This window comes from Kitasatospora hibisci (genome assembly GCF_043950205.1).
GTDB classification, from domain to species: domain Bacteria; phylum Actinomycetota; class Actinomycetes; order Streptomycetales; family Streptomycetaceae; genus Kitasatospora; species Kitasatospora hibisci.
This window is the reverse complement of sequence record NZ_CP171642.1, coordinates 387,480-407,058: the sequence shown is the minus strand read 5'-3', so window position 1 is coordinate 407,058 and position 19,579 is coordinate 387,480. Positions and strand designations below refer to the sequence as shown.

At 72.6% G+C, this 19,579-nt stretch carries 21 protein-coding genes; 12 read left to right on the top strand and 9 right to left on the bottom strand.

Annotated elements, in window-relative coordinates; translation table 11 throughout:
• The first annotated feature begins 1 nt into the window (after nucleotide 1).
• Both ACF9IK_RS01950 and ACF9IK_RS01945 read left to right on the top strand, forming a co-directional pair.
• The gene (locus ACF9IK_RS01950; RefSeq protein ID WP_395292478.1) at nucleotides 2-784 is read left to right on the top strand and encodes an ABC transporter ATP-binding protein; all 783 of its coding nucleotides are present in this window, start codon (nucleotides 2-4) and stop codon (nucleotides 782-784) included.
• A gap of 99 nt (nucleotides 785-883) precedes the next feature.
• Nucleotides 884-3,442 (top strand): ABC transporter permease, encoded by a 2,559-nt coding sequence (locus tag ACF9IK_RS01945; protein ID WP_395292477.1) that lies wholly within the window; start codon nucleotides 884-886, stop codon nucleotides 3,440-3,442.
• A 134-nt stretch (nucleotides 3,443-3,576) separates the two neighbouring features.
• Here ACF9IK_RS01945 and ACF9IK_RS01940 read toward each other — a convergent pair whose 3' ends face one another.
• Nucleotides 3,577-4,194 carry a TOPRIM nucleotidyl transferase/hydrolase domain-containing protein gene (locus tag ACF9IK_RS01940; RefSeq protein WP_395292476.1) on the bottom strand — a complete coding sequence of 206 codons (618 nt, stop codon included), beginning with the start codon at nucleotides 4,192-4,194 and terminating at the stop codon, nucleotides 3,577-3,579.
• Between the two features lie 207 nt (nucleotides 4,195-4,401).
• Between ACF9IK_RS01940 and ACF9IK_RS01935 the strand changes: the two genes are divergently transcribed.
• Nucleotides 4,402-5,625, top strand: coding sequence for a CapA family protein (locus ACF9IK_RS01935; RefSeq protein WP_395292475.1), 1,224 nt, complete (start codon nucleotides 4,402-4,404; stop codon nucleotides 5,623-5,625).
• A 178-nt stretch (nucleotides 5,626-5,803) separates the two neighbouring features.
• Nucleotides 5,804-6,586: a DUF4344 domain-containing metallopeptidase gene (locus ACF9IK_RS01930; protein WP_395292474.1), complete on the top strand. Its 783-nt coding sequence runs from the start codon at nucleotides 5,804-5,806 to the stop codon at nucleotides 6,584-6,586.
• On the opposite strand, the gene ACF9IK_RS01925 is transcribed toward ACF9IK_RS01930, so the two are convergent.
• Both ACF9IK_RS01925 and ACF9IK_RS01920 read right to left on the bottom strand, forming a co-directional pair.
• Nucleotides 6,537-6,821, bottom strand: coding sequence for a hypothetical protein (locus ACF9IK_RS01925; RefSeq protein WP_395292473.1), 285 nt, complete (start codon nucleotides 6,819-6,821; stop codon nucleotides 6,537-6,539). The genes ACF9IK_RS01930 and ACF9IK_RS01925 overlap by 50 nt on opposite strands.
• Complete coding sequence (locus tag ACF9IK_RS01920; protein WP_395292472.1) at nucleotides 6,818-7,036, bottom strand: hypothetical protein; 219 nt, start codon at nucleotides 7,034-7,036, stop codon at nucleotides 6,818-6,820. The genes ACF9IK_RS01925 and ACF9IK_RS01920 overlap by 4 nt, the downstream gene beginning before the upstream one ends.
• A gap of 123 nt (nucleotides 7,037-7,159) precedes the next feature.
• On the opposite strand from ACF9IK_RS01920, the gene ACF9IK_RS01915 reads away from it, so the two are divergent.
• Entirely contained in the window at nucleotides 7,160-8,008 is an 849-nt protein-coding gene (locus ACF9IK_RS01915; RefSeq protein WP_395292471.1) for a helix-turn-helix domain-containing protein, read from the top strand.
• Entirely contained in the window at nucleotides 7,990-8,199 is a 210-nt protein-coding gene (locus tag ACF9IK_RS01910; RefSeq protein WP_395292470.1) for a DUF397 domain-containing protein, read from the top strand. Before ACF9IK_RS01915 ends, ACF9IK_RS01910 begins: the two co-directional genes overlap by 19 nt.
• Nucleotides 8,200-8,321: 122 nt before the next feature.
• Here the strand turns inward: ACF9IK_RS01910 and ACF9IK_RS01905 are convergent, their stop codons facing one another.
• Nucleotides 8,322-8,708 (bottom strand): transglycosylase family protein, encoded by a 387-nt coding sequence (locus tag ACF9IK_RS01905; protein ID WP_395292469.1) that lies wholly within the window; start codon nucleotides 8,706-8,708, stop codon nucleotides 8,322-8,324.
• A 674-nt stretch (nucleotides 8,709-9,382) separates the two neighbouring features.
• Here ACF9IK_RS01905 and ACF9IK_RS01900 point away from each other — a divergent pair.
• Complete coding sequence (locus ACF9IK_RS01900; RefSeq protein ID WP_395292468.1) at nucleotides 9,383-10,474, top strand: VWA domain-containing protein; 1,092 nt, start codon at nucleotides 9,383-9,385, stop codon at nucleotides 10,472-10,474.
• A 98-nt stretch (nucleotides 10,475-10,572) separates the two neighbouring features.
• On the opposite strand, the gene ACF9IK_RS01895 is transcribed toward ACF9IK_RS01900, so the two are convergent.
• Both ACF9IK_RS01895 and ACF9IK_RS01890 read right to left on the bottom strand, forming a co-directional pair.
• Nucleotides 10,573-11,664: an IS630 family transposase gene (locus tag ACF9IK_RS01895; RefSeq protein WP_395292467.1), complete on the bottom strand. Its 1,092-nt coding sequence runs from the start codon at nucleotides 11,662-11,664 to the stop codon at nucleotides 10,573-10,575.
• A gap of 46 nt (nucleotides 11,665-11,710) precedes the next feature.
• Nucleotides 11,711-12,670 (bottom strand): GlxA family transcriptional regulator, encoded by a 960-nt coding sequence (locus ACF9IK_RS01890; protein WP_395292466.1) that lies wholly within the window; start codon nucleotides 12,668-12,670, stop codon nucleotides 11,711-11,713.
• A gap of 97 nt (nucleotides 12,671-12,767) precedes the next feature.
• Between ACF9IK_RS01890 and ACF9IK_RS01885 the strand changes: the two genes are divergently transcribed.
• Nucleotides 12,768-13,307 carry a PaaI family thioesterase gene (locus ACF9IK_RS01885; protein WP_395292465.1) on the top strand — a complete coding sequence of 180 codons (540 nt, stop codon included), beginning with the start codon at nucleotides 12,768-12,770 and terminating at the stop codon, nucleotides 13,305-13,307.
• Between the two features lie 28 nt (nucleotides 13,308-13,335).
• On the opposite strand, the gene ACF9IK_RS01880 is transcribed toward ACF9IK_RS01885, so the two are convergent.
• A complete protein-coding gene (locus ACF9IK_RS01880) occupies nucleotides 13,336-13,899 on the bottom strand; it encodes a TetR/AcrR family transcriptional regulator (protein ID WP_395292464.1) in 564 nt (187 codons plus the stop codon).
• 131 nt (nucleotides 13,900-14,030) lie between these two features.
• On the opposite strand from ACF9IK_RS01880, the gene ACF9IK_RS01875 reads away from it, so the two are divergent.
• The 4 genes from ACF9IK_RS01875 (at nucleotide 14,031) to ACF9IK_RS01860 (ending at nucleotide 17,149) form a co-directional block, all read left to right on the top strand.
• Nucleotides 14,031-14,627, top strand: coding sequence for a carboxymuconolactone decarboxylase family protein (locus tag ACF9IK_RS01875; RefSeq protein WP_395292463.1), 597 nt, complete (start codon nucleotides 14,031-14,033; stop codon nucleotides 14,625-14,627).
• Complete coding sequence (locus tag ACF9IK_RS01870) at nucleotides 14,624-14,851, top strand: hypothetical protein (RefSeq protein WP_395292462.1); 228 nt, start codon at nucleotides 14,624-14,626, stop codon at nucleotides 14,849-14,851. The genes ACF9IK_RS01875 and ACF9IK_RS01870 overlap by 4 nt, the downstream gene beginning before the upstream one ends.
• A gap of 538 nt (nucleotides 14,852-15,389) precedes the next feature.
• Nucleotides 15,390-16,037, top strand: coding sequence for an RNA polymerase sigma factor (locus tag ACF9IK_RS01865; protein ID WP_395292461.1), 648 nt, complete (start codon nucleotides 15,390-15,392; stop codon nucleotides 16,035-16,037).
• Complete coding sequence (locus tag ACF9IK_RS01860; RefSeq protein WP_395292460.1) at nucleotides 16,034-17,149, top strand: CU044_5270 family protein; 1,116 nt, start codon at nucleotides 16,034-16,036, stop codon at nucleotides 17,147-17,149. Before ACF9IK_RS01865 ends, ACF9IK_RS01860 begins: the two co-directional genes overlap by 4 nt.
• A gap of 150 nt (nucleotides 17,150-17,299) precedes the next feature.
• Here the strand turns inward: ACF9IK_RS01860 and ACF9IK_RS01855 are convergent, their stop codons facing one another.
• Nucleotides 17,300-18,529: a hypothetical protein gene (locus tag ACF9IK_RS01855; protein ID WP_395292459.1), complete on the bottom strand. Its 1,230-nt coding sequence runs from the start codon at nucleotides 18,527-18,529 to the stop codon at nucleotides 17,300-17,302.
• A gap of 282 nt (nucleotides 18,530-18,811) precedes the next feature.
• A complete protein-coding gene (locus ACF9IK_RS01850; RefSeq protein ID WP_395292458.1) occupies nucleotides 18,812-19,381 on the bottom strand; it encodes a DUF664 domain-containing protein in 570 nt (189 codons plus the stop codon).
• Nucleotides 19,382-19,579: the final 198 nt, after the last annotated feature.

The window sequence follows — 19,579 nt, the reverse complement described above, 5'->3', positions numbered from 1 at the left end:
CGTGACCACCGCCCCTTTTGCCGCGTACGCGCCGCACACCACGCCCGGGATCGCGGCCGCCACCACCGACCTGACCAAGGTCTACGGCAGCGGCGACACCCGGGTGGTCGCGCTGGACGGGGTCAGCACCGGCTTCCGTGAGGGCGAGTTCACCGCGATCATGGGTCCCTCCGGCTGCGGCAAGTCCACCCTGCTGCACTGCGCCGCCGGCCTCGACACGCCGACCTCCGGCACCGTGCGCATCGGCACCACCGACCTCGGGACGCTGGGCGACCGCCGGCTGACCGAGCTGCGCCGTGACCGGATCGGCTTCATCTTCCAGGCGTTCAACCTGGTGCCGACGCTGACCGCGCTGGAGAACATCACCCTGCCGCTGTCCATCGCCGGCCGCCGGCCCGACCGGCAGTGGCTGGACCGCGTGGTCGCCATGGCCGGCCTCTCCCAGCGCCTGGACCACCGGCCCGTCCAGCTGTCGGGCGGGCAGCAGCAGCGCGTCGCGGTCGCCCGCGCGCTGGCCGCGCAGCCCGCGATCGTCTTCGGCGACGAGCCCACCGGAAACCTCGACTCCCGCGCCGGGACCGAGATCCTCGGCTTCCTGCGCGACTCGGTGCGCGAGCTGGGCCGGACCGTGGTCGTGGTCACCCACGACCCGGTCGCCGCCGGCTACGCCGACCGCGTCCTCTTCCTCTCCGACGGACGCCTGGTCGACGAGATGTCACGCCCCACCGCGGACCGGGTCCTCGACGTCATGAGGGCCTTCGCCCCCCGCGCGCGGACCAGTTGACCCGCGCGGCCCCGCCAGCCGCGACCGCCCCGACCTGCCCCGCCCCGCCCCGACCCGCCCCGCCCCCTTTCCGCCCCCCAGCGCTCCCGAAGGAAGCCCATGCTGAGAACAGCCCTGCGCAACGTCCTGGCGCACAAGGCCCGCCTGCTCATGACCGTCCTCGCGATCGGCCTCGGCGTCGCGTTCGTCTCCGGCACCCTCGTCTTCGCCGACTCGACCGCCGCGGCCCACCGCGCCGCCGCGTCGAAGAACTTCGCCGACATCGCGGTGACCGTGACCGCGAAGGAGCCCCCGGCCGACGGCCCCGAGGACCAGCAGGACAGCGTGCTCGACGACGCGCTGGTGCGGAGGCTCGCGGCCGTGCCCGGCGTCGCCGCCGTCCGGCCGGCCGCCGACGGCCGGGCCGTCCTGAACGCGGCGGACGGCACCCCGCTGCGCGTCAGGACGGGCGCGAACCTCGCCGCCGCCTACGTCCCCGGGGCGGACGGCAAGGACCGCCGTCACCCCCTGACGCAGGGCCACGCCCCGGTCGGCGGCGAGGAGATCGTGCTGGACGCAGGCACCGCCGCCGCCGGGCGCCTCCGCATCGGCGACCCGGTCACGCTGGCCACCGACGGCCCGGCCATGACCAAGCGGCTCGTCGGCATCGCCACCACCGGCGACACCCGCGTGACCGCCGGCGGCACCCTCGTCCTGTTCGAGAAGACCACCGCCCAGCAGCTGTTCGCCACGCCCGGCCACTACACCGGTATCGACCTCTCCGCCGCGCCCGGCACCGACCAGTACGAGCTCGCCCGCCGCGTCGCCGCCGCTCTCCCGGCCGACCGGGCCGAGGCCACCACCGGTTCCGCCCAGGCCGCCCAGCAGGCCGTCTACGTCGGCACCCTCACCCGCGGCTACGCCAAGACGCCGATGGTCTTCGCCGGGGTCGCGCTGTTCATCGGCTCCTTCCTCATCATCAACACCTTCACCGTGCTCGTCACCCGGCGCACCCGGGAGATCGCGCTGCTACGGGCGATCGGCGCCGGCCGCGGGCAGGTGGTCCGCGCCGTCCTCGCCGAGGCCTTCCTGGTCGGCCTCGCCGCATCGGCGGTCGGCCTCCTGCTCGGCCTCGGCATCGCCGCGGTGCTGCCGGACGCGCTGAGCACCGGGGGGACGCCGCTGCCGCACGGCCCGCTGGAGATCGGTCCGCGCCCCGTCCTGGCGGCGCTCCTCGTCGGCGTGGGCGTCACCGTCCTCGCCGCCTGGCTGCCCTCCCGCCGGGCGGCGCGGATCGCCCCCGTCGAGGCGCTGCGCGCGGCCCAGCAGCCGCCCCCGGGCCGGCCGCGCGTCCGTGCCGCGGCCGGTCTGGCCCTCCTCGCCCTCGCGGCCGGCGTGCTGATCCCGCTCACCCGGGCGAAGGACGCCTCGGAGGAGAACCTGCGGACCGCCATGCTCGGCTGCGGCGCCCTCGTCGTCGCCCTGGTGGTGCTGGCGCCGCTGCTCGCCGTCCCGGCGATCCGGCTGGGCGGGCGGCCGACCCGCCGTTCCGGGGTCACCGGCCACCTCGCCCGAGAGAACGCGCTGCGCGACCCGCGTCGCACCGCGGCCACCGCCGCCACCCTGCTGATCAGCACCGCACTCGTCACCGGCCTCGCCGTCATCGGCAACTCCACCGGGCAGGCGCTCGACCGCCAGGCGGCGGCCGGCCTCGGCGCCGACTACGTGGTCAGCACCGGCTCCACCACGACGGGGATCGACCCCGCCGCCGTCCAGCGGGTCGCCGACACTCCCGGCGTACGGACGGCGAGCGCCGTCACGGACTCCACCGTCGTCGTCGGCGGCCGCGTCCGGGACCTCTCCGGCATCGCCCCCGACGCCCTGGGCGACGTCATGAAGCTCGACTTCCTCAGCGGCTCCGCCAAGGAGCTCGGGTTTGGCCGGATCGCGGTCTCCGCAACCCTCGCCCGGGAGAACGGCGTGAACACGGGAGGCCGGATCAAGGCCCGCATGGGCCGCAGCCAGGAGTTCGCCACGTACACCGTGGTGGGCGTCTACCGGGACAACCCCACCGCCCGCGACGTGCTCGGCGCCCGCGGCGAAGTCCAGCAGCACGCCTTCCTGTCCGGCTCCGTCCAGCGCATCCTGGTCCGCACCGACGCCGGCGTCCCCTCCCGGGGCGCCGAGGACCGGCTCCGCGCCGCCGTCGGCAACAACCCGCTGCTGAAGGTGCAGGACCGGCCTGCGGTGGTCCGCGAGGCGGCGGGCACCATGGGCGACCTGCTGACGCTGATGTACGGGCTGCTCGCCGTCGGCGCGGTGATCGCCGGGCTCGGCCTGGCGAACACCCTGGCCATGTCGGTCGCCGAGCGGACGCGGGAGATCGGTGTCCTGCGCGCCATCGGCATGGACCGCGCCGGCATCCGGCGGATGATCCGCCTGGAGGCGGTGACCGTCGCCGCGTTCGGCACCGCGCTGGGCCTGGCCGGCGGCCTCCTCGGGGCCTGGGCGGTGGGCGCGCTGGCCAACGGCGCGGTGGAGCAGTACGCACTGGCCCTGCCGTGGGGGACGCTGCTCCTGGTCTGCGCGGTCTCCGTCGGGATCGGCGCGCTCGCCGCCGCCGTCCCGTCCCGCCGAGCGGCCGCCCTGAGCCCACTGGAGGCCGTCGCCGAGGCGTAGGGGACGCCGCCGACTCTTCTGGATCCCGGGGAGTCACACGGATGGGTCCGGGGCGGATCCTGAGGACGCGAGCACCCTCGGGATCCGCCGGCCGGTCCGGCCGACCTCGGTGGGCCCCTCGGTCAGCCCCTCGGTCACAGGCTCGCGAGCAGGTCGTGGAGGGGCGCCGGGACGGGCTCGGAGTCGAGGGCTTCGACGAGGAGACGGCCGTATCGGATCTTGCGGCCCTTCTTCGTGCCGAGGAAGCGCCGCAGCTGACGCTGCGGAGGCCGGCCCTGCTGCGCGGGTTGGCGGACGAAGGTCTGCCAGGCCGATAGGTCGCCCGCGGTCCGGACGACCTCCTCGACCCGTGTCACGCCCAGCGCGCGGATGAGTTCGTCCTCCAGGTCGGCCACACACACGAAGAAGGCCCGGTTCGGCACACGAGCCCTGTCGAGACCGCGGTCGTAGAAGCCCAGTTCGTTCTCGTCGCACAGCCCGGTGAGGCGCAGACCCAGCCCCGGCGGGCCGAGGAGGTCGGCATAGCGGCCGACGCTCATCGCGCCGCCCATAGGGACGACACACACCCCTTCGGCGGCCAGGTCCCGACCGTGGCGCTCGGCCAGGGCCTCGACGGCCGCGACGTCGCTCGGACCCTCCAGCAGCACCGCAGTCCGCACGTCGAGCTGCGCGGCCAACTCGCGCGCGGGCCCGCCGGGGCTGCCCGCCGCCCAGCCGGTCACCGCGTCCCGGAACGTTCGCATGTCCGTCATGGGTCGATCCTGCCCCGGCGCGGGCCGGCACGGCACCGAATATTCGTCGCCGACCCGCCGCGGCTCCGGCCGAGCCGCCGGGCCGACCGGGCCACCGCTTCGACCGGGCCACCGGGTGACGTGTGGGCGTGGGGGCGGGCGGGGAGGTTCGCGGCGCCGCATAGTCGAGGGGTTGGTCATACCTTCCGATTCTGAGATGAGCTGACCATGCGTCTGCCCCGTCGACCGGCCGCCACGGCGGCTGCCGCGCTGCTGCTCCTCACCCTCGCCGCGTGCGGCGGCCCCGAGGCCCCCGACTCCCGGGGCGCTCCCGGCGCGTCCCGGGCACCGCGACCGGACGGCGGCGGTGCGATGCCCGCGGCCACCACCGCGTCCCCGACCGGGCCGCGGGCCTTCACCCTGGTCGCCACCGGCGACGTGCTGCCGCACACCGAGATCATCCGGCAGGCCCGGGAGGACGCCGGCGGCGACGGCTACGACTTCACCAGGATGCTCGCCGGCGTCAAGCCGCTGATCAGCGGCGCCGACCTGGCCATCTGCCACATGGAGACCGTCTACGGTGCCGACGGCGGGCCGTTCACCGGCTACCCGTCCTTCAAATCGCCGCCGCAGGTCGCCCGTGCCCTCAAGGAGACCGGGTACACCGGCTGCGACACCGCCTCCAACCACACCCTCGACGACGGCCCGGCCGGCATCCGGCGCACCCTCGACGCCATGGACGCCGTGGGCCTCGTCCACACCGGCTCCGCCCGTGACGCGACCGAGGCCGGGAGGCCCGCCCTGCTCCGGGCGGGCGGCGCCACCGTGGCCCACCTCGCCTACACCTACGGCACCAACGGGATCCCGCTGCCGAAGGGGCAACCCTGGGCGGTCAACCTGATCGACCGGGACCGGATCCTCGCCGACGCGCGCGCCGCCCGGGAGGGCGGTGCGGACCTCGTCGTGGTCAGCGTCCACTGGGGAACCGAGTGGCAGGACGCTCCGAACGACCAACAGCTCACCCTTGCCCGGGAGTTGGCCGCCGGCTCGGGCGGGGGTCGGTCGGACGTCGACCTGATCCTCGGCACTCACGCCCACATCCCGCAGGCGTACGAGAAGATCGGTGACACCTGGACGGTGTACGGCCTCGGCGACCAGCTCGCCGGGCACATGTTCACCTATGACGGCGCCGAGGACCCGCGCGGCAACTGGAGCTCGATCGCCCGGTTCACCTTCGTCCCGCCGGCCGGACCGGGGCAGCGCTGGACGGTGGGCAAGGCCGAGTTCGTCCCGCAGGTGACCGACCTCGGCCCGCCCTACCGGGTCCTCGACCTGCGGGAGGCCGTCCGCCGCGACCCGGGCCGGGCCGACTACGCGCGGGCCCTGGAACACATCCGCACGATCGTGCTCAGCCGCGGCGCCGCGTCCGCAGGCCTGGCCATGGCCCCCTGAGCCTGCCGCGCCAGCCGGCCTCCCCGGCACCGGGGTGCGGGGGAGGCCGGGGCGGGGTCATCCTGAGTGGTGGGGGGAGAGTCGCCCGGGAGCAGGTGATGGGTGTGGCGCGGCTGCGGAGTGTGGGAGCACGGGCGGTGCTGTTCTGTCTGCGGCGATCCTGGCGTTACTCGCACCCGTGACGGCCTCCGCCGGCGGCGCGCCTGCGAAGCCGGTGGGCGACGGTGAGCTGGTGGCCGCCTACGAGGACGGTCGCACGGCCGAGGACCGGCAGGTGCAGGACTTCCTCGGGGGGAACCAGGTGCTGGAGGACGTCGCGCGCTACGCGTCCGCCCGGATCGCCCTTCCCCAGGACGTCCCGCTGACGGGTGCCAGCTGCGGCGAGCCGAACGCCTTCTGGAGCGAGCAGGACCGGTCCATGACCTTCTGCTACGAGCTCGTCGAGCAGATCCGGCCGCTGTTCCTGGAGCAGCAGACCGAGGGGACGGCCGAGCAGCGCGAGGCGCTGGCCGACGAGGACGTCGTCGGCATGGCCAACGGCGTCATCCTCCACGAACTCGGCCACGCCCTGGTCGACCTGTACGACCTGCCGGTCACGGGCAAGGAGGAGGACGCGGTCGACCAACTCTCGGTCCTCCTGCTGACGGCGGGCGACGAGGAGCACACCGCGTACGCGGTCAGCACCGTCAACGCGCTGTCCGGGCTGGCCCGGGCCGAGCTGGCGGGCCAGCTTCCGGCCGAAGCCTACGCCGACGAGCACTCCCTGGACGCCCAGCGCTTCTACAACCAGGTCTGCTGGCTGTTCGGTTCCGATCCCGGGACCTTCGCGTCGGTGGTGCAGGTCCCGGAGAACCCCGACGGCGTCCTGCCGGTGGACCGCGCCCAGGGCTGCGAGGCGGAGTACGACCAGCTCAATTCCTCGTGGAGCACTCTGTTGCAGCCGTATCTGAAGATCGGGTGACCTGCGGGCCCGCCGGGGCGCGGGTGGTGCGGTGCCGGCGGTCGGCCGCGACCGTGAGCCGGGCGAGGGCGGCGGGGAGGCCGGCGATGACGCCGGCGGCGAGGACGAGCCCGAAGATGAGCAGGCGCGGCGCGAGCGGTCCGCCGCGGATCGGCCAGCAGACCAGCGCGGCGGCGAAGGCGCTGAGGGCCGGGACGGCGACGACCGCGGTCAGGAGCCTGCGGGTCGGGTTCACGCCGAAGGATCGTTCACGCGGGGCCGGCTGGGGCGCTGGACCGTGCGGTAGCGGGGGACGTTGAGACGCCGGAGCTGGAGGGGGTCGGTGGTCCACTCGCACCCGCCCGCCTCGGGCCGCAGGTAGGCGAGGCCGTTGAGGGTGGCCATGTAGACGCCCTCGAAGGGCTGCCCGCCCACCTTGGGCCGGTAGGAGGGTGTGGGGAGGCTGGGCATGGGGGCTCCATCGGTAGCTCTGCGCATCGGGCCTTTCACGGCTTGTGTTTATGATGACCCGCGCCGGTGCAGAATCGGCCCGAGATCTGTATTTGAGATTGATGATCCACAAGTTGGTGAGACGTGGTCAACCGCAAGCAACTTGATCCGACGTCGGGGCCGTGGGCGCCGTTCGGCGTGCAGCTCCGCAGGTCACGTGAGGCAAGGGGACTGACGCAGGCTCAACTGGCCCGGAAGGTCGGCTTCGACCCCTCCTACGTCTCCTACGCCGAACTTGCATCGCGGGAGCCACCGAGCGAGCGGTTCGCGCGCCGGGCCGACGAGGCGCTGGAGACGGGCGGCACGCTGTTGCTGATGTGGCTCCAGAACAAGCACTCGGCGCTCCTGGAGGGCTTCCCCGAGTACGCGAGCCACGAGGCGAGGGCCGCGGAGATACGCATCTTCGAATCCGGTGTGGTGCCCGGTCTCTTCCAGACCGAGGCGTACGCAATGGCCTTGGCCATGGCCGACGTTCGCCGAGGGACGATCACCCGCGCGCAGGCCGAGGAGCGCGTGACCTTCCTGCTCGTGCGGCAGCAACTGCTCGGGCGCGTCAGTCCGCCGCTGGTGCACGCGGTCCTGGACGAGAGTTGTCTTCGCCGCCCGATCGGCGGCGGCGACGTGATGAAGGATCAGTTGATCGCTCTGGAGGGGCTGTTCGAGGCCGGCCACGTGATCCTCCAGGTGGCGCCGTTCGACATGGCCGAGCACAGGCCGTTCGCGCTGCCGATGCGCTTGCTCACGCTGACCGATCAGTCCTTGCTGGGCTACTCGGAGTCCGAGGGGCGTAGCCATCTTGAGCGTGATTCTGACAGGCTCGCAGCTTGGAAGAGACACTACGATCGGCTCCAGGTGGGAGCGCTGGCCGAGATGGCGACTCTCGAATGGATCCGCGCAGTTCGGGAAGGAACCCCATGTCCGACATCAACTTGACGCGCGCCGCGTGGGTGAAGTCCAGCTACAGCCAGCAGGGTGGAGACTGCATCGAGGTGGCGCCCGGCTTCGCCGGCGTCCTGCCCGTCCGCGACTCCAAGGACCCTTCGGGCCCGGCCCTCGTCTTCCCGGTCGAGGCCTGGCGGTCGTTCGTCTCGGCGGTCCGGGCAGCGGAGTTCGGCGCCGTCTGACCTCTGCGCGTCGGCGTCGAAGTTCCGGTCCGGGAATGCCGCGACGCCGCTGCTCCCGGGCCCGGTGTGGTGGTCGGGTGGGGTGCAGCGGCGTTGTCGGGGTGGCCGTGTGGCCGGGGGGGTTACTTGGTGAGGCCGGCCTTGACGGAGCAGACGGGCCAGGCGCCGGGGCCCTGGGCGGCGAGGACCTTCTCGCCGATGGCGATCTGCTGGGCCTTGGTGGCCTGGTGGGCCTGGGGGGCGTAGGCGGTGCCGCCGAAGGCGGCCCAGGTGCTGGAGGTGAACTGGAGGCCGCCGTAGAAGCCGTTGCCGGTGTTGATGGCCCAGTTGCCGGTGGCTTCGCACTGGGCGACCTTGTCCCAGACGGAGGCGGGGGCGGCGGAGGCGGTGTTGGCCGTGACGAGGCCGGCCACCGGCAGGGCGGTGAGGGCCCCGGCCATGAGTGCCATGCGGACGCGGTTGCGGCGCTTGGTGGTGGTGGCGGTGGTGGTCTCGTTACGGATGGCCATGGGGGGTTCCTTTCGGAAGGGGGTGTGCGGGCGTGTGGAACCAGGCCCTGGGGGGGGGTGGTTTCGGGGGGTGTGGCTCGCGTGGTCGGGCACCGGGTCGTCCTGGGGCCGGGGGCCGCCTGGGGGGTGGTGTTCGGTGCAACGGGTTCGAAGTTACGGGGGTGGGTGGGGTGTTTCAAGGATTCTGAGGTTTGGGCTGGTCGGGGGGTGGTTACCTGAGGTATCGATCAAGGAATTGTGCTGCTTTGAAGGCAAATGTCCCGTTCTTCAAGATCGAACCTGGCTCGGGAGTGGTCCGCGCCACACGGGTTGGGCTGTGAGGCCGGACACATGGTCGACACCGTGTGACGTCCCGGCGCCGGGCCGTGCGTGAACGGGCGGGGGCATGCCCGTCCGGGGGTGGCCTGCACCACAGCCCTCGCCCGTCGCGATGTCGTCGTCACTGTCTGTGTCGAACGGCCCGGCCCCCGGGCTTCGGCCGGCCTCGGCCGCGGCCCGCGCCTGCTGTGTGCGGCCCGCCGCCGCCGAGAGTGGCCCCGCCCTCCGAATGCGAGTGGTCGGCCTCCGAACAATCCCAGGTCAGAGGGCCTGTCAGTGCCTCGTCATAGTGTGGGAACAACGCTGGAGGGGGCGCCAGAATGGCGCCGGAACAGGCGTGGAATTCGGGGGGAAGCATGTCTGCGAACAGGATCAACCACAAGGTCAACCACGTCTCGCTCGTGGTCGACAGGTCCGGCTCGATGCGCCAGCACGAGTCGCAGCTCGTCCGTGTGGTCGACGAGTTCGTGAAGGGGCTCCAGGAGGAGTCCGACCGGCTCGGTCACGAGACCCGCATCAGTCTCTACGCGTTCGACCACGAAGTGCAGAACCTCGTCTGGGACATGGACGTCAAGCATCTGCCCTCCCTCAAGGGCCTCTACAAGGTCGACAACGGTGCGACCGCGCTGATCGAGGCTGCGGTGAAGTCCGTCGACGACCTGAAGAACATCTGGGAGGGCTACGGGGAGCACTCCTTCCTCCAGGTCGTCGTCACTGACGGTGAGGAGAACGCCTCCGGCTGCTCCGAGGTCGGCAAGATGCACACCCGTATGGGCGGCGAGAAGGGAAGCGCCGTCCTGCGCTCGTGGATGGACCGCATCCACAGCGCCATGGACGACCTCCCCGACCACTGGACCTCGGCGATCCTGGTCCCGAACTCCCTGGCCAAGCGCACCGCCCAGGAGTACGGCTTCCCCGCGGGCAACATCGCGATCTGGGACGCGGACTCCAGCAAGGGCGTCGAGGAGGCCATCGGCACCGTCAAGACGGCCGCCACGAGCTTCCTGCGGGGCCGCGAACAGGGCCTGCGCGGCACCAAGAACCTCTTCACCATGGGCCAGGACCTGAACACCGCCGAGGTCAAGGCCAACCTCGACGCCCTGGACGCCGGCAAGTACATCCTGGTCCCGGTCGACCAGCAGCTGCCGATCCGCGAATTCGTCACCAGCGCCGGGCACACGTACAAGACCGGCTGCGCCTTCTACGAGCTGTCCAAGCGCGAGAAGATCCAGGGCAGGAAGCAGCTCGCGGTGGCGGAGAAGGACCCGGCCACCGGCCGGATGACGGGCAGGGTGTTCTCGGGCCCGGCGGCCCGACAGCTCCTCGGCCTGCCGGAGTCGGAGGTCACGGTGAAGCCGGGCGAGAACCCGTCGTACACCGTTTTCGTCCAGTCCACGTCCGTCAACCGGAAGCTCGTCCCGGGTACTAAGCTGCTCGTCCTCCTGTAGTCCCCCGGTGCACGTCGAGCGGGCGGGGCCCGTGCCGTGGACCACTCCGGACGGGCCGGCGCGAGGCTAGTGTCCTGAGTCTCGGAAGAGGTGCATATCTAGGGTTTGGGGTTCGGCAGGCGGTTCAGGTAGCCGGCGAGGCGTTCGAAGATCTCGTCGGCGGACTTGGTCCAGGTGAACGGCTTGGGGTCCTCGTTCCAGTGGGCGATCCAGTCGCGGATGTCCTTCTCGAGTGCCTGGACGTTCTTGTGGACCCCACGCCGTATCTGCTTGTCCGTCAGCAGGCCGAACCAGCGCTCGACCTGATTGAGCCAGGACGAGCTGGTCGGCGTGAAGTGCATATGGAAGCGCGGGTGCGCGAGCAGCCACTTCTGGATGGCAGGAGTCTTGTGGGTGGCGTAGTTGTCGCAGATCAGGTGGACGTCGAGCTCGGCGGGGACTTCCTTGTCCAGCTTCGCGAGGAACTTCTTGAACTCGGCGGCGCGGTGGCGGCGGTGCAGGGAGCCGATGACCTCGCCGGTGGCAGTGTTGAGCGCCGCGAACAAGGTGGTGACGCCTCCACGCAGGTAATCGTGGGTGCGGCGCTCGGGCATACCGGGCATCATCGGCAGCACCGGGGCCGATCGGTCCAGCGCCTGAATCTGCGACTTCTCATCGACGCAGAGCACAATGGCGCGCTCGGGCGGATCAAGGTAAAGACCCACCACGTCGCGGACCTTCTCGACGAACTGCGGGTCCTTGCTCAGCTTGAAGGTGTCGACCTGGTGCGGCTTGAGGCCGAAGGTGCGCCAGATCCGCGAGACCGTCGACTGGCTCAGCCCGCTCTGCTTTGCCATCTCACGAGTGGACCAGTGCGTGGCGCCCTTCGGCGTTGTCTCCAGAGTCCGCACGATCACGTCCTCGACCTGCTCGTCCGTCACCGTGCGGGCAGGACCCGGCCGCTTCTCGTCGGCCAGGCCCTCCAGCCGCTGGGCCGCGAACCGCTTGCGCCAAGTGGCCACCGTGGTCGGATGAATCCCAAGTTCCTTACCCACCTGCGTGTTCGACAGCCCGTCAGCACACGCCAGGACGATCCGACAACGCAGCGCCAGAGCCTGCGCGGACGTCGCCCGCCGCGACCAGCGCAGCAACGTCTCACGCTCGTCATCCGTCAGAACCACGTCGACCGTCGGTCGACCCATGCGTGCCATGAGCCCAGCATACTTCTATAGCTTTTCTAAGACTCAGGACACTAGATCAGGACCGCAGATCGCGTGGGCCGAGACCGCGGCGGTCGCGGAGGAGGGTGCGCAGCGGGCCCGGGCTCTCGTAGCCGACGCGGCGGGCGACCGCCGCCAGCGGGAGGGACGTGGTGCGGAGCAGGTGCTCGGCCTGTTCGATCCGCAGGTCCTGGACCAGGCGGATCGGTGAGCAGCCCAAGGTGCGGGTCACGGTGCGCTGCAGGGTGCGCTCGCTGACGCCGAGGTGGCGGGCCGCCTCGGCGATCGACAGCGGCTCGGCGATCCGGGCCCGTACCCACTGTTCGAAGGCGGAGACCAGCGGATCGTGCCGGGCGAGCGCGCTCGGGATCGTGTAGGCGGCCTGCGAGGCCCGGTCGTCCACCACGAGGTAGCGCCGGATCAGGTCGGCGAGTGCGGGGCTGCGCGTGCGCACGATGGACAGCGCGAGGTCCAGGTGGCTGAAGGCCGCGCCGGCGGTGGTGACGCCGTCGCTGGTCGTCACCATGCGGCTCTCGTCGACGGTGACCCGGCGGTAGTGCTCGCGGAACACCGGGGCGAGCCACCAGCTCGTCGTGGCGGTGAGCCCGTCCAGGACACCCGATTCGGCGAGGAGGAAGGTGCCCGTGCAGGACGTGGCGAGCGGGGTGCGGCGCTCCCTGGCCTCGGCCAGCACCCGGCGGGCCACTCGGTGGGTGGACGAGCCCACGAGGTCCACCAGCGTCTCCGGCCGCCGCTCCATGAGGGCCGGCACGACGAGGACGTCCGCGTCCTCCGCCTCGCCGACGCTCTCGGTGTCGACGCGGTGGCCGAGCCCGGTGCGCACCAGCCGCCGCACGCCGACCGTGCGGATGTCGAAGCGGGGCGGCCTCGCCCCGGAGAGCTGCCCGCGCAGGGCGTTGGCGGAGTGGAGCACGTCGAGGACGGCGGAGAGCCCGGAGTCGAAGGCCCCGTCCAGGACGAGTACGGCTGCTTTCATGGCCTCACCCTAGCGGTCCCGGATGTGTCGGAATCGGTGCGTGAGCTGCCGGTTCCGACACTCCCGTGGCCGGGGTCGGCACTCCTAGGGTCAAGCCATGACCACGTACGACATGACCACCACCGCCTCGGGCTCCGCCGCCTCGCCGGACGTCCGCACCCGTACCCACAGCTGGCAGCCGTGCCCCGAGCCGACCCCCGAGATCCTCGGCATGAGTGGGCTGGAGATCCTCCGGGCGGCCATGGGCGGGAGGCTGCCCGCCGCCTCGATCATGAGCACGCTGGGCTTCCGGCTGACCGAGGTCGACGAGGGCCTGGCCGTCTTCGAGGGGGACCCGGGAGACCACCTGCTCAACCCGATGGGAACGGTCCACGGCGGCTTCCTGGCCACGCTCCTGGACTCGGCGCTCGGCTCCGCGGTGATGAGCCGACTGCCCACGGGGACCACGTACACCACCGTCCAGCTGGGCGTGCACATGATCCGGCCCGTGCTGCCGGACACGCCCGCCCTGCGCTGCGAGGGCCGGGCGCTGCACGTCGGCCGCACCACCGCCACCGCCGAGGCCCGCATCGTCGGCACCCGTGACGGCAAGCTCTACGCCCACGGCACGACGACCTGCGCGATCCTGCGGCCCTGACCGGCGACGGCCGTCCGGCCGTCGCCGGTCAGTCGTGTTCCGCGGCCAGGAGGGCGGCGGCGATGCGGCGGGCCCGCCGGGCGGGTTCCGTGGTGCCCTCACGGACGGCGGTGACGATCGCGCCGTCGATCAGCAGGACGAGGTGGTGGGCGAGGGAGGCGTGGTCGCGGTAGCCGGCGTCGGCGAGCAGCTGGTCCAGGTAGTCGGTGACGGCGGCCTTGTGCGCGGCCGCGACCCGGTGCGCCGCGCTGTCGCGGTCGGCCGCCTCGACCATGGTGTTCACGAACGCGCAGCCCCGGAAGTCCCGGCGGGCGAACCGCTCCGCGAGCGCGTCGAAGACGGCGAGCGGGCGCTCCCCGGGCGGCAGGTCGCGGGCGTCCACGCTGTCGCGCAGCCATTCGCGCCATCGCGTGTCGCGCCCCTGGAGGACGGCCACCACGAGGTCGTCCTTGCTCGCGAAGTGCCGGTAGAAGGACGCCCGGCCCACGCCGGAGACGCTCAGGATGCGGTCGACGCCGACGGCGCGGACGCCCTCCGCGTAGAAGAGGTCCTCGGCGGTGCTGAGGAGTCGGGCTCGGGCCTGGGTTGCCATGGCTCGATGGTACCGATCGGTTCCGAGTCTGCGGAACTCCCTTGACGTCAAACGGTACCGATCGTTACCGTCTTGGAGACGAGAACGACCGGTACCGTTTCGGCGGTGCCGGCCACACGAGGGAGGACGTCATGCCCCGCATACCGCAACTCACCCCGGACACCGCCGAAGCCGACCAGCGCGAGCTGCTGGAGGCCACCCGCAAGCAGCTCGGCCGGGTGCCCAACCTCTATGCCTCGCTCGCCAACGGCCCCGCCGCCCTGCGCGGCTACCTCGCCCTGCGCGACTCGCTGACCGGTGGCGTCCTCGGCGAGCGGCTGCGCGAACAGCTCGCCCTGCTGGTCGCCCAGGAGAACGGCTGTCTCTACTGCGTCTCCGCCCACACCATGCGCGGCGGCTGGCTGTTGAAGATGACCGACGACGAGCTGCTCGCCACCCGCCGCGCCGGGGACGCCGACCCGCACGCCCGTGCCGTCCTCCAGGTCGCCGCCGCGGTGGTGCGCGAGCGCGGCCGGGTGGACGACGAACTGCTCGCCCGCGCCCGGAGGGACGGGGTCACCGACGCGGAGCTCGCCGAGATCGTGGCCCACGTTGCGCTCAACACGCTCTCCAACTACTTCAACCACCTGGCCGAGCCCGACCTGGACTTCCCCGCGGTCGCCTCGATGGACCCCGCGCCGGGGACCGCTCCGACCCGTTCGGCCGAGGACCTGGAGGCAGCACGATGAACGCCCGGCTGAACTGGCGTGAGAACGCCGCCGTCGAACTCGTCCCCGGTTACACCCTCGCCGACGCCGACGGCGCCCAGCGTGCCGAGCTGGCCGGCGTCAGCCTCGCCGTCGAGGGAGGCTTCGTCCACGTCGCCGTCCCGGGGGCCGCCGACGTCCAGGTGGTCTCCGCCCCGGCCGTCCGCCGCATCCGCTACCCCCGGCCGGAGCCGACGGACGGCTGAGCGGCCCGACGCGCGGAGGCCGGGATGCCCCCAACGGGGGCGGGGACATCCCGGCCGCCGCCGTGTGTGCACAGGTCTGCACCCCGGACGGCCACCACGGCGATTCCGGCCTCTGCCTCGACCCCGTCGCCGACCCGGCACCTCCAGTCCGGGAGGGCGGCCCGGCTGAGAACGGTGCAGGTCCGTGGCCAGGACCCCGACCTGGTCCCGCACCAGTGCGGGTGTCCCCGCTCTCCCCGTGCCACCGGACGAGCGAGCGCCGGGCGACGGGTGTGTCGGCGTGGCCCGGTCTCTTGGGCCGGAGCCGTCCGCCGGCGGCTCGGTGACATCGCGCACCGCGGCTGCGGTGTCGCTGGACGTGCCGCTCCGGAACGCGCGGTGGGGGCGGCACCGGACTCGGCGGCCCCAGCGCGGTGGATCATGGTCCGGAGTGCGGGGTAGCGCCGGGGTCGCATCGCGCCGGGCCGAGGCCGACCGCCGCGCCCGGGTGTGACGAGGGTCACGGGGAACCCGGCGGGGGGTGCGGACAGGGGTGGGCATGGAACTGTCACAACGAGCGCGCCTGCGCGCCGGGGACCAGGATGCGATCGGGGAGCTCTTCGACGCCCACGCCCAGGCCGTGTACGGCTACGCGCTCCGCACCCTCGGGGACTGGGCGGCGGCGGAGGACGTGGTGTCGCTGACCTTCCTGGAGGCGTGGCGGCTGCGCGAGCGCCCGGAGGCCGGCGACGAGAGCCTGCGGCCGTGGCTGTTCGGGATCGCCACCAACGTGCTGCGCAACACCGCGCGGGCGGCCCGCCGGCACCGGGCAGCCATGGCACGGCTGCCCGAGCGGGAGGCCGCGCCGGACTTCGCCGACGAGCTGGTGACCCGCCTCGACGACAGCGCCCAGCTCGCCGCGGTGCGCCGTGCGCTGGAGAGTCTGCGCCGGTCCGAACGCGAGGTGTTCCGGCTCTGTGTGTGGATGGGGCTCGACTACGCCTCCGCCGCCGAGGCGCTCGGCATCCCGACCGGGACCGTCCGATCCCGCCTCTCCAGGGCACGGACCCGGCTGAAGTCGCTCACCGAAGCGGAACTGGCGAATCGTCGGGACGAGCGGGACGGTCGGGAACTCGCGGTGGCCACCGGACAGGTAGGGGGTGGCGGCCTGGAGGCCGCCCGGTCGATGCAGGGGGACATCCGATGAACGACTCGCAGGAGACGCTCGCCGCCGACCGCCACCGGTTGCTGAGGGAGCACGTGATGAGTGAGATCGCCGCAGAGGCTGCACAGGCCGCACGGGCGAAGGCGCCGCGGTCGCGGCGCAGGCTGGTGTGGCTGGTGGCGTCGCCGGTCGCGGTGGGGGCGGTCGCCGCGGTGACCCTGGTCGTCCCGGGAGGCCGCGAGAGCGGTTCGGGCCCGGCCGGCTCCGGCGTGCCGGCCGTGTCCGTGTCGTCGCCCGCCACGACGTCGGCGCCGGCCACGCCGGCGTCTCCGACCGCACAGGCGTCCGCGACCGCGTCGCCGGTGACGTCGCCGACGGACGCCGCCGGCCTGCTGGCGCAGGCGGCCAGGGCCGCCGCGAGCCGGCCGGACCCGCACGCGGGGAACGGCCAGTTCACCTACCAGCGGCTGCTTCAGGACGGGGACCTGGAGTCGCGGCGCGAGCGGAGGATGTGGTTCTCCGTCGACGGCCGCTCCGAGGGGCTGATCGTGGACCCGGGGATGCGCGGGCCGCAGGGCGACGATCGGACCCCGTGGCCCGCCCCGCTGGGCAGGGCGGAGGGAGCGCCGAGGGAGGCGAGCTTCAGCACCCAGACCTACGCGTTCCTCGCGTCGCTGCCCACCGATCCGGAACGGCTGCTGCAGGCGCTGCTCGACGCCGACCGCTCCAAGGCGGTGGCGGGGATGCCGATGACCAAGGAGCTGCGGTACCAGATCGCCTTCGGCGACGTGCAGACGGCGTTCATGAACGTGACCGCGCCGCCGGCCGTCCAGGCGGCGCTCATGCAGGCGGCCGCGAAGCTCCCCGGGACCTCGGTGGTGGCCGACGAGGTCGACGCGGCGGGCCGGCACGGCGTCGCCGTGGTCGGTATGAACGGCACCATGCGGGTGTCGCTGATCTTCGACGCCGAGACCGGTGCGTTCCTCGGCGTGCGCGAGGTCCTGCTCAAGGACCTTCCGCCGGTCGGCGCCGACGGCCTCCCGCCTGTGGGCGAACCGTCCCCGGGGGCGAACAAGGGCAAGGGCTACACCCACTCCTCGGCCGTCTTCGAGGCGGGTGTCGTCGACCACGCGGGGGACGAGCTCAAGGGCTGAGCCGGTGGGGAACCGGCCACGCGCGAGCGGGCCGCGCGCGTGGCCGGGCCCCGTCCGAGCCGGCCGCGACTCGGGCCGGGCAGGTGCAGCCGGGGGCCGCACCTACCCGGCCCGTCTTGCCCGGCGCCCTGCCCGGCCCGCGCGGGGCGATCAGCTCTCCTGGGCCAGGCCCTTGATCTCCTCGTAGTCCATGCCGAGCTCGTTGAAGATCTCGATCTGCGACTCGGTCATGCCGAGGCCGGTGAGCTCCTTGACCTGGGCCTCGGTCAGCGGCTTGCCGGGGCCGGGCCGGGAACCGAGGCCGGGGGAGTCGTCCTCGTCCGCCGCGCCGGCGAGCGCGAGCACGGTGTTCTGGAGGTCCTGCTCGGAGACGGTGACCGCGTCGGCGGGCGCCTGCGCGACCGGGGCGGACTGCTCGAACGTCAGCTTCACCGGGAACGCTGCGCCCGGGCCTGCCTCGGGCTCCAGCTGCGCGAGGTCGAAGGTGGCCGAGTCGAACCGGCCGTCCTTCAGGTACAGGTCGACCCCGATCGCCTTGTCGGGCACGTCCGCCGGGGCCGCAGCCGGAAGCCTGCCGAACTGGCCGGGGAACTTCGCGGACAGCGGCTTGACGGCACCCAGCACCCCGTCGATCAGCTTGCGGGCCGGGGCGCTGATCAGGACGTGCTCGGCACCGTCCTTCTTCCCCTTGTCCTCGAAGGTGACGGTCCGGGAGAAGACGTCCTTCAGCGACTGGGTCAGCTGCTTCGCGGAGTCGGGGTCCAGGGTGGGCCGCCCGGTCGGGGCCGGGGACTTGGCCCGGTCGGACTTCTTGGCGGAGTCTGCGAGCTCCTGGAGGTCGAGCGCGACCCACTTCCCGGCCAGCACGTCCCTGATCGCGCCGAGCTCCTCGGGCAGCTCCCGGTCTGCCTCGTCCACCTGGGCCGGGTCCTCGCCGACCAGCTTCACCAGGCCCTTGGCATCGGCCCGCAGGTACGCCTTCGCGTCGACCTGGCGGTACTCAAGCAGCGCGGTGCCCTTCCGGTCGGCCAGCACGTAGGAGACGCGCAGCGACTTGTCCGGCGCGGCACTGCCGGGGCCGCCGGCGCCCGACGCGTCCTTGAAGGCGCTGCTCTCCTTGAGCGGCTTGTCGGAGGCCATCGCGACGGAGATGCTCAGGCCGGAGACGGCCTCGGCGCTCCGCTGCTCGATCTCGTCGCCGGTGGCCTTGCCGTACGCGACGATCTGCTCGGGGGACGCCTCCACCGACACCGTCACCCCGGCCGAGGTGCTGCCGGCAAGCTTGTCGAAGGCCTTGGAGACCTTCTGTGCGGCCGAGAGCTGCTCGACCGTCCCGCAGGCACTCAGGCCTGCGGCGAGGACGGAGGCAGAGACGACCACGGGCACGGTGCCGCGCGCGGCCCTGCGGATGGCGGTGTTGATGATGAGAGGTCTCCTGTGTCACTGGACCGGTGTGCGGACAGCCCGGAACCGGCGTTGGGGCGCCCTGGCGCCGAAGCGACCATTATGTGATCACACTTTCGGAAGGCGGGTCCGCGAATTTCCGCGCAGCCCCGAGCACCCGGCCACCCTTGCGGAGGGCTTGGCCGTTCCGGGACGGGCCGCGCCACCGACGGGGGCGGGGCGGCAGGGCCCGACCGGAGTCGGTTCAGGGTGCGGTTGTCACTGCCCCACCCGTCCGTCGACGCACTCGCGCAGCAGGTCGGCGTGGCCGCAGTGGCGGGCGTACTCCTCGACCCGGTGGACCAGCAGCTCCCGGATCGCGATTCCGTCCTTCCCCACCCGTTCGCCCAGGTCCGTGAACCCGGCCAGCGCGTCGTCCGTCGCGGCCTGCTCGCGCTCCAGATCGGCGTACGCGGCGTCGACCACGGCCTGATCGGCGACGACGTCGTCGAAGTCCGCGTCACGCCGGCCGTACAGCTTCGGCAGCCGCTCGCCGTCGTGGAGCCAGTTGCGCCAGTCCCGCTCCACCTCGGCGAGGTGGCGGACGAGGCCGAGCAACGACATCGTCGACGGCGGGACGGAACGGCGGGCGAGCTGTTCGGCGTCCAGGCCCTCGCACTTCATCCGCAGAGTGATCCGATAGTTCGTCAGGAAGTCGTGCAGCGTGGGGAGTTCTCCGTCCGGGCTGACCCCCTCGCTGTTGCGGGGGTCGTCGTCGGGGTCGGTCCACATGTCGGGGTAGACGGTCGCCTGGGTCCATCGCTCGGGTGTGTCGGTCATGCGCGCCATGATCGCCCGGTGCGGAGCGGGGCCGCCAGCGGGTTTCGCCGACGGCTCCGGTGGGGTGGGGTGGTCGGAGCCGCCCCATTGACCCGAACGCATGCCCAACACCGCTCAACTGGCCATCCCTGCAGAGAGTTTACTGCGCGTAGCAGACTGGGTACGGAAGCCGTCGCCCGTCCGGGGACAGGCCCCGGAAGCACCGGG